Consider the following 14,213-nt stretch of genomic DNA (forward strand, 5'->3'; position numbering starts at 1 on the left):
AAAATGGTTTGAAAAGAAAAATATTCATTTACATTTGCAATGTGATAAAAATCATAAAAAAAATGAAGCAGTATTCTTCTGAAATAAAATTGAATCCGATGGCATGTATGATGTGTATGTGTTGTCATATTCATTTTATGCGGAAGGAATTTAAAATTTGAGAGTATATAATTAGTTAGGATTTATTGCCCTTCTGCAAACAGCAGAGGGGCTTTTTGTTTTATAGGGATGAATGTTTAAACCTAAAAATAACTGAGATTGAAAGAAAACATAAAAATAAGTAGATTTTATCTTGAAAATTTATGGTTGTGAATAAGAATAGGAGCAGTGAAAAAATAAGGGAGAAAAAGAGCCGGAGCATTGTAAAAACTATTTCCTGGCGAACGATAGGAACTATTGATACCATAATAATTTCGTGGATAATTGTGGGAAATGTGAATTTTGCCGTAACCATTGGCGGGGTTGAGTTGTTTACTAAAATGGCACTTTACTTTTTACACGAAAGAGCCTGGAATAAAAGCAACTTCGGCAGGGTTAAAGAAGTGCCCGTTGAATACGAAATTTAATAAATATAACAATGAAAAAGAATTTTCTGCCAATTTCCATCAATATTGAAGGGCAAAAAATTTTAATTATCGGAGGTGGAGAAAGCGCCTTCAAAAAAATAAAAATACTACAGCGTTTTGGAGCTGAGGTTGAGGTATTGGCCATCGATGTTTCTGATGAAATAAAACAAAGCGGAATAAAGTATTTTGAAACAGCATACCAAAAGAAACATTTGACAGGATATTTGATGTTGTATTCCTGTACCAATAATTATGAACTGGATAAACAGATTCTTTCAGATGGAGAAGAAATGGGGGTTTTGGTAAATATTCACGACAAACCTGAACTGTGCCAGTTTGTTTCGCCGGCCATATATAAAAATGGTAAAATGACGGTTGCTGTTGCTTCAAATGGCGAAGATGTATATGAGTCAATTCGGCTTCGAAATAAAATCAGTGAATTTCTAACAGATAATTTTCATAAAAACTAAAATGAGTTTAAAATCGAATCCATTAAGTGAAAAGCAGAAAATTGCTTTAAATGAATTGGTGAAAGATGTAACAGTTGAACAGATAATTTGGCTGAACGGTTTTTTAGACGGACGACTGGCCGGACTAAATGGAAACGGAAGTCCTGTTGAGGTAACATCAGTAGTTACCGAGGCTGTAAAGGAAACTACAACAGTGGCAAACCTCACCATTCTGTTTGGTACCGAAACGGGAAATGCCGAAGAGGTAGCCCAAAAGCTGGCTGAAAAAGCAAGTTTTAAAAATGTGGCTGTTAATGTGGTAGATATGTACGATTATGATCCTAAAAAATTAAAAGATGAAGAAAATGTTGCAATTATAGTTAGTACTCACGGCGAAGGAGAACCACCTGATATGGCGGAAGAGTTTCATAAATTTGTTACAGGGAAACGTCTTCCCAAGCTCGAGAACTTGAGCTTCTCTGTCCTGGCCTTGGGCGACAAAACGTACCGAAATTTTTGCCAAACAGGTGAAGAAATTTATAATGCTATAAAAAAGAGTGGTGGCTTTCCTGCTACTCCACTCGCAAAGTGCGATGTTGATTACGAAGCCACTGCGGAAGTATGGATGAATAACCTGCTTATCAACTTAGCGCCATCCGAAACGACAACAAAAGTTGAAACGGCAGTTGAAGAGACCACTGTTATTACCTCGCCTCCAGCCACCAAAGTTCCGGTTTCAGAATTTTCTAAAAAGAATCCTTTTAGTGCAATGGTGCTCGATAAAGTTCGAATTACCGGTAATGGTTCCGACAAGGAGGTATATCATCTTGAACTTTCGCTTGAAGAGTCAGGATTAACATACGAGCCTGGAGATTCTGTTGGCGTGTTTACTAAAAATCCGCCGGAACTGGTTGACGATATTATTCAAAAATGCGGATTCGACCCGGAGAAAAACATTGCTTTTGGAGAAGAAGAAGTGTCCTTGTTAAATGCACTCACATACCATTACGAAATTACTGTAATGACATTTGATTCATTACAGAAATACTACGGGAGAACAAAAAATCCGGAACTCAAAATAATTCTGGAAGATGACAAAAAGCTTGACGAATATCTTTACGGATGCGACTTGCTTGACTTACTCGATGATTTCCCGTTTGATTGGAACGTAAACAAACTAATTGAAATTTTACGACCACTTCCTCCGCGTTTGTATTCCATTTCTTCAAGTATGGAAAGTGTTGGCGAAGAGGTTCATATTACTGTTTCTGTCGTAAATTTTGAAAGAAAGAAACGGCAACGTTTTGGTGCCTGTTCATCCAATTTGGCTGATTTTATTGACCAGGATGATAAAATTCCGATTTATATAGAAAAAAATCCGGGTTTCAGATTGCCGGCCAACGGTGCCCGAATTATTATGGTTGGGGCGGGAACCGGAATCGCTCCTTACCGTGCATTTATGCAACAACGTGAAAGTTTGGGAATGAAGGGAAACACCTGGTTGTTTTTCGGTGACCGTCGGTTTCAATCTGATTTTTTGTATCAAACAGAATGGCAGAAGCTGTTGGAAAAGAAACTTCTGGAAAGAATGGATGTAGCTTTTTCACGTGATCAGGAAGAGAAAATTTATGTGCAGCATAAGTTAAAAGAGAATCGGAAGGAGATTTTTAACTGGATGGATAACGGGGCACATTTTTATCTCTGTGGAGACCGAAAAAATATGGCTAATGATGTAACAAAAACTTTCCTCGAAATAATTCGAACAGAAGGTGGTGTAAGTGAAGAACAAGCTGAAAAATATTTAAAACAATTAAAAAAAGAAAAACGGTTTCAAACCGATGTATATTAACAACTACTAATTATCCGGATTTACCTGAAAACTATTTTTTACTCTGAATGTCTGTCTTTTTATTCAGGTAAATCACCGGAAGTTTTTTTTGATTTTATAACCTAAAGAATTAATCATGAGTGAATCGATTAAATGGGAAGAGTTATCTGAAGTTGAGAAAATAAAATTCGACAGTAATTATCTGCGGGGAACTTTGCTGGAAAGTCTGGCTGATCCGATTACTGGCGCGATACACGCAGATGATACGCAGGTATCCAAATTTCACGGTATTTATCAGCAAACCGATCGGGACACCGACAAAGAGCGAAAACAACAAAAACTGGAACCGTTGTATTCGTTTTTAATCCGTGTGCGCATGCCGGGAGGTACAGTAACTCCGCAGCAATGGTTACAAATGGATACTATTTCCAACGAGTTTGCTAACGGAACATTAAAACTAACAACCCGCCAAACGTTTCAGTTGCATGGTGTGCTTAAGAAGAATTTGAAAGGAACGATTCAGAAAATTAACGATCGTTTGCTGGACACCATCGCTGCCTGCGGCGATGTAAACCGAAATGTAATGTGTCATGCAAATCCGGCCGAGTCTCCACTTTATCCGGAAATTATTGAACTGGCAAAAAAAGTGGGGGGGCATTTATTACCTCAAACGGGTGCTTACCACGAAATATGGCTTGACAAGAAGTTGGTGGCCGACAGCAAAGAAGAAATTGAACCGCTTTACGGAGAGCGTTATTTGCCGCGTAAGTTTAAAATAGGAATCGTAATTCCGCCGCAAAACGACTGTGATGTTTTTTCGCAGGATTTGGGTTTTATTGCCATCATCGAAAAAGAAAAAATAGTGGGATACAACGTCGTTGTTGGCGGAGGATTGGGCTCTACTTTTGGAAAGCCTGAAACTTACCCCAGAGCAGGAAATGTGATTGGTTTCTGCAAACCTGAACAGGTAATCGATGTGGCGGAAAAAGTGGTATTGGTGCAACTCGATAATGGCGATCGCCAAAACCGGAAACAGGCACGTTTAAAATATACAATCGACAGGCTTGGCCTCGACTGGTTTGTTGATGAGGTGGAAAAGCGACTTGGTTTTTCGTTGGAGAAAGCGAGGGCTTTCAAATTTACACGCACCGGGGACAACTTCGGATGGAAAAAAGGTACCGACAATAAATGGCATCTTACTTATTTTGTGGAAGGTGGTCGTGTAAAAGACGACGGAACTCGCCTGCTAAAAACAGCTCTCCGTGAAGTCGCAAAAATCAGCGACGGGAATTTTATTCTTACCGGTAACCAGAATTTAATTATTGCCGGCGTTTCCGAAAAGGTAAAAAAGAAGGTAAATACTATTTTTAATAAACACGATGTCTCTCCCAACGGAATTTCTGGCTTACGGAAAAATTCGATCGCATGTGTGGCTTTGCCAACCTGCCCACTGGCATTTGCCGAGGCTGAGCGCTATTTGCCCACGCTGGTTTCAAAAATTGAAACGATTTTGGAAAAATATAACCTGTATAAAGAGGAAATTGTTATCCGAATGACTGGCTGCCCCAATGGCTGTGGCCGCCCATACCTGGCCGAAATTGGCTTGATTGGCAAATCGCCCGGTTACTATAACCTTTATCTTGGTGGAAGTTTTAACGGTTCCCGCCTCAATACCTTATACAAAGAAACGATTTCTGAAGAAGAGATTTTACAGGAATTGGAACCAATCATCAAAGATTATGCGGAATCGCGAAATAAGGGAGAGCATTTTGGCGATTTTATACTTCGAAAAAATTATGTAAAGGAAATAAAAGAAGGGAAGGAGTTCAGGCACTAAAGAATGAACTAGTTCAATTTTTATAAAAAGTTGAAAACGTAGTTGAATGTAATAGGATTATTTATTCAAAAAGAATTTTATGATAAAAAGAGTATCCATATTAGGTTGCGGGTGGTTAGGAACTGCTTTAGGGAGAAGATTGATGTCAAAAGGATATGTGGTTAAAGGTTCTGCTGCTACTTCTGAAAGTTATACCAAGCTTGAGTTTACAGGAATTCAAACCTATCATATTCGCGTTGAACCCGACTCGTTAACAGTTGATTACAATAGCTTTTTTAACACCGATGTTTTAATTTGTTGTATTCCGCCCCGACGAAACGAAAATGTAGCGGATATCTTTCCAAGACAAATAGCGCAAATAGCGCAGCAGGTTCAGAAGATGGAAATTTCAAAAGTAATTTTTATCTCTTCCACTTCGGTCTATGAATCGGGAAACAAAGTTGTGCGGGAAGGAGAGGAAGGAAATCCGGAGAAAGCGAGTGGCCAGGCTTTGTTAAAGGCAGAGGAGATTTTGCTAACTATTCCCGGGGTTCAGACAACTGTGGTTCGCTTTGGCGGATTAATTGGTGCCAATCGTAATCCGGCACGCTTTATGGCCGGTAAAAAAAATATTGCAGCCGGTTCGCCGGTAAATCTGATACACCGGGATGACTGCGTGAACATTCTTACTGAGATTATTGAAAAGGGAGTTTGGGGCGAAGTGTTTAATGCCTGTAGCCCGGAACATCCCACCAAGGAAGAGTTTTATACAAAAGCTGCCAAAATAAGTGAATTACCTCTGCCTGAGTTTTCAGAGAGAACAGAGAACTACAAAGTGATTAGCAGTGAAAAGTTGATAAACAGGCTGGACTATAAATTTCAGTATCCCAGTCCAATGGATTATCTAAAAGAGCTGGAAGAATGGACATATCGCATTTGATATCGATCGTAGGTGCCGGCCCCGGCGATCCTGAATTACTGACTGTTAAAGCAGAGAGACGTATCAAAGAAGCTGACGTGGTTTTGTATGACGCGCTTATGGGCGGAGCGATACTCGATTTGGTAAAACCAGGTTGTGTGAAAAAGTTTGTAGGAAAACGACATAACGACGGACAAGACCAGAAAGTAAGGCAAACAGAGATCTGTAACGATTTAGTATTCTGGGCGCAAAAAAACAAAAAGATTGTACGTTTAAAAACCGGTGATCCAATGATTTTTGCCCGTGGAGCAGAGGAAATAAGGTTTTGTAAAGAAAACAATTTAAACTATGAAGTGATTCCGGGAATAACAGCCGCTACAGCAGGTGCATCAATATTTTCAATTCCCCTAACCGAGCGCCAGAAAAGTAACATGGTATTGTTTTATACCGCTTGCAGAAAAGAAGATCGCTTCTCGGATATTAATGTGGTTGCCGATGTAATTTGTTCGGGGTCGCCGGTGTTAATTTATATGGGATTGAGTTGTTTGCCCGAACTCGCTGAGAAATTGCAGGATTCTGGTGTGTCGTCATCTGTTCCGGTACAGGTATTGAGTAAAATCTCACAAAATACACAGAAGAGCTACACTACTAATTTAGGTGAAATTGAAACATTTATGGAAACCAATACTCCGGAAACCCCGTCGGTAGTCATCATTGGTAAATATGCGCTGGGGATTTAAAAAGCAGGAATAAAAATTCATAAAGAAACTTAAATATTAAAACCAATAGCATAAGCTGTTGGGAAACCCCTGAATATTGTTTTATTTTTGGTGCCTGATAAAAAACTATGCTCAGGACTACCACTCTTCTGTTTCTTTTTTTAGAAGTCTGCTTTTCATTGGCGGCGCAGAAGAGATTTGTTTTGAGCGGGAACATAAAAGATGCAGCTTCAGGTGAAGACCTGATTGGTGCAACCATTGTTGTGAAAAATTTGCAAAGTACCGGCACTACCTCCAATGCATATGGTTTTTATTCTCTTTCCCTGGCAAAGGGACAATATCAGTTAAGTGTTCAGTTTGTTGGTTATGAAACCGAGGTTTTTAACCTGGTTTTGGATGAAAACAAAAGCCTGAATGTTGAAATGAAAGAAAAGAGTTTTGAGATTGGAAACATAACAGTTACCGGAGAGCGGGCAGACCGGAATATTTCTTCGGTAGATATGGGAAATATAAAAATGATTCCGGGTAGGATTGAGAGTATCCCGGTTATTTTTGGCGAACATGATGTTTTTAAAACCATACAGTTAACTGCGGGAGTAAAACCAGCGGGCGAGGGAAGTTCCGGGTTCTATGTTCGCGGGGGAGGAATTGATCAGAACCTCATCTCTCTTGATGAGGCCCCGGTGTACAATGCTTCGCATCTGATGGGCTTTTTTTCTGTGTTCAATTCAGAGTCGATAAAAGATGCCAACCTGATGAAAGGTTCAATACCGGCCGAGTTTGGCGGTCGCGCTTCATCGGTATTCGATATAAAAATGAAAGACGGAAATCAAAAGGAATACGGTGTTACCGGGAATGTTGGATTAATTTCATCGGGTCTTACCGTGGAAGGACCGGTTGTAAAAGATAAAAGTTCATTTGTTGTGAGCGGCCGCCGAACGTATGCCGATATGTTTTTAGTGTTCTCAAACGACGAAGATGTAAATAATTCAACCCTTTATTTTTACGACCTAAACTTAAAAACCAATTATAAAATCAATAAAAATAACCGGATTTTTCTTTCCGGATATTTTGGACGTGATAAGTTTAGATTTGCGGAAGAATTTGGATTTGACTGGGGAAATAAAACCGGGACCTTTCGCTGGAATCACAATTTTAGCGAAAAATTGTTTTCAAATACATCCTTCATTTTTAGTAATTATTCATACAACATTAATGTTCTTCGCGATTTGGATGTTGATATTCGTTCTGAAATCCAGGATTGGAATATTAAACAGGATTTTTCGTACTACGCGAATGTCAGGAATACGATAAAGTATGGCGGTAATATGATATATCACAATATTCTTCCCGGTGAAATTTCTGTACCCCAGGGTTCCATCTATAGTCCGCTGAAAATAACACGAAGAAAAGCCATTGAATGGGCTGCTTATGTTTCTAATCAGCAAACCATCTCTGAAAAGATAAAATTGTATTACGGATTACGACTGGCATTATTTTCCAATATTGGTCCCGGAGAATTTTATGAATTTGATGGTGATGGTGTATTGACGAATACGGTTGAAAAAGAAGATTTTGAATTTGTAAAAACACAGGGAGGGTTGGAACCAAGGCTGGGTTTAACTTATATGTTAAGCGCTGAGAGTTCGGTAAAAGCTTCTTACAACCGGATATATCAGTTTCTTCATTTGCTTTCCAATTCGACCACAGCTACTCCAACCGATTTGTGGTTGCCTAGCAGTAATAACGTAAAGCCACAGATTTCAGATCAATTTTCTCTTGGGTATTTTAGAAATTTTAAAAACAATGAATTTGAGTCCTCTCTTGAAATATATTACAAAGATTTAGAAAACCAAATTGACTATAAAAACAGTGCGGATTTAATTTTTAATTCAACGGTTGAGGCTGAACTGGTGTTTGGTCGCGGCTGGGCTTATGGAGCGGAACTAACCGTAAAACGAAACTATGGTCGAATAAATGGCTGGCTGAGCTACACCTGGTCAAAAACAATGCGCCAATTCGACGAAATAAATCAGGGAGAGCCTTTTCCTGCCCGGCACGATCGAACCCATGATTTTTCAATTGTTGGAATGTATGATATTAACGACAGGCTTAAACTTTCGGCAACATGGGTCTATTACACCGGTAATGCTGTTACATTTCCCAGCGGGCGTTACGAAATTGACGGTCGGATTGTGGAGTATTATACAGAAAGGAACGGCTACCGAATGCCCGATTATCACCGGCTTGATTTAGGCCTGACATGGATTCGGAAGAAAACCATTAAATTTGAATCGAGCTGGAATTTTTCGATATACAATGCTTATGCCCGGGAGAATGCATATTACATCGATTTTAGAGAAAGCGAGACAAATCCCGGCGAAACAGAAGCCGTGCAATTTTCGTTGTTTAAAATTGTTCCTTCTGTAAGTTATAAGTTCAAATTTTAACCAGTGGATAATGATAAGAATGAAGCTCATATTTCCGGTTTTTATTTTGCTTTTTTGGGGCTGCGAAAAAAAAATTGATGTAGACCTTAATGAAACAAATCCTGTTATTGTTATAGAAGGAACATTATCAGACAACCCGAATTTGGCCTGTGTTAAGATTTCTAATACCACAAGTTACTATAGCTCAGAACCAGCTGAAATGCTTGCCGGAGCTACGGTGAAAATTACCGATGAAGAGGGACGTGAATTTGAACTTATAGAAAATAACGGACAGTATCTGAATAATTCTATTATCCCCGATGCCAATTGTCAGTACAGGCTTTCAGTTACCATGGGCGAAAATGTGTATGAGTCGGTTTCAAAAATGCACAGAACAGTGTTTATTGATTCTATGGCTGTGGCTTTAAATGAAGACTATTCTGTATTTCAGGAAGGTTACAATGTGTATCTTTATTTTCATGACCCGCCAGGGGAGAATAACTATTACCGCTTAAAAATGTTTTTGAATGGTGAAGAGGAGGATGCTCCTGAAGATTTTATTTTTTTTGATGATAATAATACAAATGGGAAGTTTGTTGAACTGCGTATTCGGAGGAAAACTTATGAAGTTGGTGATACTGTAACGTATCAGTTACAAACGCTGGATAAAGCGGCTTACGAGTATTTTAGCGCTGTTTCTGAGCTTATCGATGAGAATTCAGCAGTTTCGGCTTCGCCAGCTAATCCAAATCCAAATTTTTCTAACGGAGCGCTGGGGTATTTTTCCGCATACTCCTGTGATGAAAAAACAATAGTAATTCAATCGAAAATCAAAAGTTTAAAATGATTCTTTTTTGTATTTAAAGATATTTCCATTATGAAAACTAATAAATATTGCTGTCGGATTTTTCCCTTGATTCTTCTGATTCTTTCCGTAATTATTGCAGTTGCCATCTGGTATTTTGAAGAAGGAAGACATTCGTTGGTATTTTTAACCGACAGGGACGAGATTTTTAATTTTCTCGGAACAGTTTTGTTTATCGCTATTATTCCCATCGGGATTTTTTACCTCGCCACCGAACGGGACAAAATCAAAAATAAAGCAAAGGGTTTGGCTTTTATTGGATTTTTGCCATCCCTTGCTTTTCTAGTTTATATCATAACTGCCTAACGAAATGTGCAGGTTCTCAAGTTCCTGTCGGTTTAGCGTAGGAAGTTTTTTTGCATTAAGTTTTCTGATTACCAGCAACCCGGTGACCCGGGCATCCTTTTCCGACTGGAAAGACATGTTTTTCCGGATTACAGGAATAACATCCTGTTTGATAATCCTTTTTTTATTATCGAAAATAGAATATCCCCAGCCACCGTTATCAGTAGTAAATGTTTGAATACTAAAACGTTCCTGATCGAGTTTCGCTGTTTCTGTTTTCTTTTCTTTTAAAGCAAATAAAACCACGAGTGCAGTCAATATGCTTATGAGTATATATGCCGTTTTTTTAATCATTGTCAACTTGTTCTGCGCTTGGATCAAAACACCATAAATCATATAAATAATAACTTCCGCTTCTGCCGGTTACAACATACCCTTTTGAACCGATGGAAAAGCCAACTGCTTCTGTACGCGAAGCTCCCTCAAAACCAGTTTTCTCTTTCCATAAATCCATTTGAGGGTCATACTCCCACACGTTACTCACATTTGAACCGGCAGTTCCACATGCCAGATAACCTTTCCCGTTTAATGTGAATGCCGAGCCGTTCATGCGCGCAATGGTTGTATAGTCATTGTCGTATTTTTCATCATCGTTATAATTCGAAATATGTCGCATTTCTGTCCAGTATCCTGTTGAAGGATCATAAGCCCAAACGTCGTCTTCGTACGAAGCATTGTTGTAGCCCGAAACAACGTATCCGATTCCATCAATCACAAACGAAGCGGCATCACGTCTTTTAGAACCGCCTAAACTGATTATACTTTCCCAACTTTTGGAAGAAGTACTGTAGGTAAAGAAATCTTTATAAAAAAGGTTGTCGCCACGCCCCGTGCCGACATAGCCATTGTCGTCGATAGTAAAAGCAGTCGCACTGTATCTTGCTTCTCCCGGGAAATCATCAATTTGGAGCCAGCTTTGTGTTGAAGGGTCATATTCAAAAAAGTCTTTTAGTGCATCATCTCCGTCAAACCCGGTACCTATGTATCCTTTTCCATTGATGGCTATTCCAACAGCACCATTTCTGGCCGCACCCGGGAAATCAGAAAGTTGTGTCCAGTAATCGCCGTCCGGATCGTAAACCCAGAAATCTTTTAATTGGTCTTCTCCGTCAAACCCCGTTCCCAAATAGAATTTGGAATCAATTACAAAGCCAACGGCCTCACTTCTGGCAGTTCCATCTAATCCTGATTTTTCCGACCAGTTTCCCATCAATTCATCGTCGTCATCACTACCGCACGAGCTCAGACCCCCAAAAAGTACAAAAAGTAAAATAAATAAGTAATTAATTTTCATGACTGTTTTTTAATATGTTATATTAATCCTAAAGTATCAGGAATTTAATCACAAACGTATGCCTCAGAATAGTCAGAAAAAAGGAATTTAGACCACAGTTCGATAAGTATAGATAAACTCCGAAAATTTGTCTCTGAAACAGATCTCTGAAGTAATTTTAGCGATTTAAGGGCGTTAATAAAGATTAAAACATCGACAAATAGCTGATTTATCTATATAAAATTTGGGTTGGTATATATTTCTTTTTCAGGTTCCATTTCTTGTCTTCTTTTGAACCCAAATTAAAATCTTATATGAAAAGAAAAACATTTTCTCTTTTAATAATAGTATACTTATTTATATCGTGTGCAGACGAAAACGATTTGGATTTGGTTAATATTGGGGATAATTTTATCTCTTCTCAAACACATGTTGTTATCGTTGATACTTTTTCTCTTAACTTATCTACTTTTATAATTGACTCTATCCCTGCTAATTCACCAAATAACCTGTTGGTTGGGAGCTATAGTGACGCTTTTTTTGGCGAAGTGAGTTCAACTTCTTATTTCCAGGTTAATGCTCCGACTTATGCCGGAATCGACGACGATGCTATTTTTGACTCGCTTACCCTGGTTTTGGAATATGACGGTTTATCATACGGAGATACAACAAAAGAAAGAACCATTTTTGTTCATGAAGTTTTGGAAGAAATTGAAGGTACCGATGATTCATATATTTATAATACATCAAAGTTTAAGTTCAATGATGTACCGCTTGGCGCAATCAAATTTACTCCTGAACCCAACAAGGATGACTCTTTGGAAATCAGGCTTGACGATAACTGGGGAATAACCTTGATGCAAATGATGAAAGACAATGCAGATGAGATCTCGACAGCCGATGATTTTTTGAATTATTTTAAAGGAATTGCTCTGGTTCCGGGAGATGAAGATGCATCGCTTTTGAGTTTTAAATCCACCGATTCGTTAATAAATATCGTGCTTTATACACATCTTAAAGGCCAAACCCGTACCGAAGCAAATTATCGTTTGCCAATGTATTCTGCCGAGACTTGTTTTAATAACGTTGTGGCCGATAGATCGGAAACATTTATAGAAAAACTAATAAGCCAGAGAGAGAATATTTCTTCTACTCAAACGGATAACAAATCGTACATACAGGCCGGAACAGGAATTGTTACCCGACTTGATTTTACTGGCCTCGAAAAAATAATGGAGCTTGACACCCGCAATGTTTTATATAAAGCAGAACTGATTCTCCGACCAGCCCCCGAGAGTGACGATCAAATTGATTTCCCGGAAGAGCTAATGCTGTATACAACCGATGAATACAACCGCTTAACAGCTGAAGTGCAGAATGACGATGATGAAACTTTACTTGCCGATTTTTATTTTGATAATATGTACCGCGAAGATATTCACTATAGATTCGATATCACAAATTTTATAATGGATGAACTGAGTGATTCGTACTTCAATCCTGAAAACGGATTAATAATAACATTTCCCAAAGAAACATTTCAGAGCACCGGACAGCGCCTTGTAATTGATACAAGGAGTGGAAATAATTACCGGCCAACCTTAAAGCTGTATTTCCTGATGTATAAATAAAGACTGAGTGTGTTATCCGGAAACAGATAAGCAAAAAATATGAAACACCTATTATTAGTATTATTAGTTTTTGTATCGATTTATGTTGGAGCTCAGACTACTGTATCTCCGTATTCTATTTTTGGTCCTGGTGAATTACAAAACAAAGGTTTTAGTCGATCGGGTTCGATGGGAGGTACCGGAATTGCCCTTAAATCGGGCAACAACCTTAACAATATTAATCCGGCTTCTTATACCGGAATAGACAGTTTACGGTTGATTTTTGAATTTGGAGTGAAAGGCAAATATTACGACTTAAGCTCTTCCGGAAAATCAAATACCGGATATACCGGGAACTTCAACTATATGGCACTCGGGTGGCGTTATACAAACTGGTTTGCAGGATCCTTGGGTGTTGTTCCTTTTAGTAGTGTTGGATACTCCGTATCAAAAACAAATTATGTTGAAGGAAAGAATGAACAGTTTATTTCGGAATATGTTGGTAGCGGGGGAATCAGCCAGGCATATTTTGGGAATGCGATCAAAATCAATAAAAACCTGTCGATTGGAATAAATGCTTCATACCTTTTTGGTTCGTTAACACAAGAAGAAAATTTAATTGCTACAGGAGTAGTTCCATCCTATCAGATTGTTCGTCAGGATTTTTTGAAAAGTTTTTATTTTGATTACGGCATACAGTATTCGTTTCCTGTGAAGAAATGGAATTATTCCTTTGGAGTAACATTTAGCAATCAGCAAAATTTGAAATCGAGCCATTTACTTAAAGTTTATGATGCAAACTACAGTTTGGTAGATTACGACGAATATGACAGCGACTACTTGAAAGTTCCAACCAAAATAGGAATTGGGATAGGAATTTACAATTCCGACCGCTTAACTTTTCTGGCCGATTATAATTTTCAGAAATGGTCGGGTGTGGAATATCCGATTCAATTGAGTGATTTTAAGGATTCTCATCGTTTTTCAGTTGGAAGTGAATTTCGTTTGTGGGAAAATCGTATTACCAACAGAGGCTATAAGAACTGGGTTTACAGATTAGGGCTCAGCTATGAAACTTCGTACCTCAACTTCGGTAGCAAAACAATTAGCAATAAGAGTGTTTCATTTGGTGCAGGAGTTCCTGTCCCCGGAAGAATATCAAATGTAAACTGGGGAGTTGAAATCGGTTCGAACGGTACACTTTCTAATCAGTTGATAAAAGAGAATTATATACTGTTTCATCTTGGCTTTAGTTTAAATGAAATTGCCTTTTTAAAACGGAGATACGATTAAATCCTATTGAGGGCTTTTTTTATGTGGTTGGGCGAATTAAAATTGGTCGAATGTAGGATCTTGGAATATCAATATCTATCGAAAGCATTGCTGTTGTATAT

The 14,213-nt window shown here is 38.5% G+C and carries 13 protein-coding genes; 11 read left to right on the forward strand and 2 right to left on the reverse strand.

What is annotated here, in order from left to right; translation table 11 throughout:
* The first annotated feature begins 308 nt into the window (after positions 1–308).
* The 9 genes from K5G00_RS05600 to K5G00_RS05640 all read left to right on the forward strand — a co-directional run bounded on the left by K5G00_RS05600 (position 309) and on the right by K5G00_RS05640 (position 9,897).
* On the forward strand, positions 309–566 hold the full coding sequence (locus K5G00_RS05600; protein WP_238765133.1) for a DUF2061 domain-containing protein: 258 nt from the start codon (positions 309–311) through the stop codon (positions 564–566).
* A gap of 11 nt (positions 567–577) precedes the next feature.
* Positions 578–1,036 carry a precorrin-2 dehydrogenase/sirohydrochlorin ferrochelatase family protein gene (locus K5G00_RS05605; RefSeq protein ID WP_238765134.1) on the forward strand — a complete coding sequence of 153 codons (459 nt, stop codon included), beginning with the start codon at positions 578–580 and terminating at the stop codon, positions 1,034–1,036.
* A gap of 1 nt (position 1,037) precedes the next feature.
* Positions 1,038–2,864, forward strand: coding sequence for an assimilatory sulfite reductase (NADPH) flavoprotein subunit (locus K5G00_RS05610; protein WP_238765141.1), 1,827 nt, complete (start codon positions 1,038–1,040; stop codon positions 2,862–2,864).
* Positions 2,865–2,979: 115 nt separating this feature from the next.
* On the forward strand, positions 2,980–4,680 hold the full coding sequence (gene cysI / locus K5G00_RS05615; RefSeq protein ID WP_238765154.1) for an assimilatory sulfite reductase (NADPH) hemoprotein subunit: 1,701 nt from the start codon (positions 2,980–2,982) through the stop codon (positions 4,678–4,680).
* Between the two features lie 79 nt (positions 4,681–4,759).
* The gene (locus tag K5G00_RS05620) at positions 4,760–5,599 is read left to right on the forward strand and encodes a Rossmann-fold NAD(P)-binding domain-containing protein (protein WP_238765156.1); all 840 of its coding nucleotides are present in this window, start codon (positions 4,760–4,762) and stop codon (positions 5,597–5,599) included.
* Positions 5,581–6,318 carry a uroporphyrinogen-III C-methyltransferase gene (gene cobA, locus K5G00_RS05625; RefSeq protein WP_158868795.1) on the forward strand — a complete coding sequence of 246 codons (738 nt, stop codon included), beginning with the start codon at positions 5,581–5,583 and terminating at the stop codon, positions 6,316–6,318. Before K5G00_RS05620 ends, cobA begins: the two co-directional genes overlap by 19 nt.
* 182 nt (positions 6,319–6,500) lie before the next feature.
* Positions 6,501–8,747, forward strand: coding sequence for a TonB-dependent receptor (locus K5G00_RS05630; protein ID WP_238765158.1), 2,247 nt, complete (start codon positions 6,501–6,503; stop codon positions 8,745–8,747).
* A gap of 19 nt (positions 8,748–8,766) precedes the next feature.
* Positions 8,767–9,573 carry a DUF4249 domain-containing protein gene (locus K5G00_RS05635; RefSeq protein ID WP_238765160.1) on the forward strand — a complete coding sequence of 269 codons (807 nt, stop codon included), beginning with the start codon at positions 8,767–8,769 and terminating at the stop codon, positions 9,571–9,573.
* Positions 9,574–9,603: 30 nt separating this feature from the next.
* Positions 9,604–9,897, forward strand: a complete 294-nt coding sequence (locus K5G00_RS05640) for a hypothetical protein (RefSeq protein ID WP_238765168.1) — start codon at positions 9,604–9,606, stop codon at positions 9,895–9,897.
* On the opposite strand, the gene K5G00_RS05645 is transcribed toward K5G00_RS05640, so the two are convergent.
* Both K5G00_RS05645 and K5G00_RS05650 read right to left on the reverse strand, forming a co-directional pair.
* Positions 9,874–10,230: a DUF4907 domain-containing protein gene (locus tag K5G00_RS05645; protein WP_238765175.1), complete on the reverse strand. Its 357-nt coding sequence runs from the start codon at positions 10,228–10,230 to the stop codon at positions 9,874–9,876. The genes K5G00_RS05640 and K5G00_RS05645 overlap by 24 nt on opposite strands.
* Positions 10,223–11,230, reverse strand: coding sequence for a Kelch repeat-containing protein (locus K5G00_RS05650; RefSeq protein WP_238765177.1), 1,008 nt, complete (start codon positions 11,228–11,230; stop codon positions 10,223–10,225). The genes K5G00_RS05645 and K5G00_RS05650 overlap by 8 nt, the downstream gene beginning before the upstream one ends.
* A gap of 293 nt (positions 11,231–11,523) precedes the next feature.
* Here K5G00_RS05650 and K5G00_RS05655 point away from each other — a divergent pair, with 293 nt between their 5' ends.
* Together K5G00_RS05655 and K5G00_RS05660 are read left to right on the forward strand one after the other, a co-directional pair.
* On the forward strand, positions 11,524–12,840 hold the full coding sequence (locus tag K5G00_RS05655) for a DUF4270 family protein (RefSeq protein WP_238765179.1): 1,317 nt from the start codon (positions 11,524–11,526) through the stop codon (positions 12,838–12,840).
* A gap of 39 nt (positions 12,841–12,879) precedes the next feature.
* A complete protein-coding gene (locus K5G00_RS05660; protein ID WP_238765181.1) occupies positions 12,880–14,112 on the forward strand; it encodes a hypothetical protein in 1,233 nt (410 codons plus the stop codon).
* Positions 14,113–14,213: the final 101 nt, after the last annotated feature.

This window comes from Maribellus maritimus (assembly GCF_022267315.1).
Lineage (GTDB): Bacteria > Bacteroidota > Bacteroidia > Bacteroidales > Prolixibacteraceae > Draconibacterium > Draconibacterium maritimum.

Excerpts from the sequence above, each read along its gene's own strand:
- K5G00_RS05605 (WP_238765134.1), top strand. The coding sequence starts at position 578 with ATGAAAAAGAATTTTCTGCCAATTTCCATCAATATTGAAGGGCAAAAA.
- K5G00_RS05610 (WP_238765141.1), top strand. The coding sequence starts at position 1,038 with ATGAGTTTAAAATCGAATCCATTAAGTGAAAAGCAGAAAATTGCTTTA.
- cysI (WP_238765154.1), top strand. The coding sequence starts at position 2,980 with ATGAGTGAATCGATTAAATGGGAAGAGTTATCTGAAGTTGAGAAAATA.
- K5G00_RS05620 (WP_238765156.1), top strand. The coding sequence starts at position 4,760 with ATGATAAAAAGAGTATCCATATTAGGTTGCGGGTGGTTAGGAACTGCT.
- cobA (WP_158868795.1), top strand. The coding sequence starts at position 5,581 with ATGGACATATCGCATTTGATATCGATCGTAGGTGCCGGCCCCGGCGAT.
- K5G00_RS05635 (WP_238765160.1), top strand. The coding sequence starts at position 8,767 with ATGAAGCTCATATTTCCGGTTTTTATTTTGCTTTTTTGGGGCTGCGAA.
- K5G00_RS05640 (WP_238765168.1), top strand. The coding sequence starts at position 9,604 with ATGAAAACTAATAAATATTGCTGTCGGATTTTTCCCTTGATTCTTCTG.
- K5G00_RS05645 (WP_238765175.1), bottom strand. The coding sequence starts at position 10,230 with ATGATTAAAAAAACGGCATATATACTCATAAGCATATTGACTGCACTC.
- K5G00_RS05650 (WP_238765177.1), bottom strand. The coding sequence starts at position 11,230 with ATGAAAATTAATTACTTATTTATTTTACTTTTTGTACTTTTTGGGGGT.
- K5G00_RS05655 (WP_238765179.1), top strand. The coding sequence starts at position 11,524 with ATGAAAAGAAAAACATTTTCTCTTTTAATAATAGTATACTTATTTATA.
- K5G00_RS05660 (WP_238765181.1), top strand. The coding sequence starts at position 12,880 with ATGAAACACCTATTATTAGTATTATTAGTTTTTGTATCGATTTATGTT.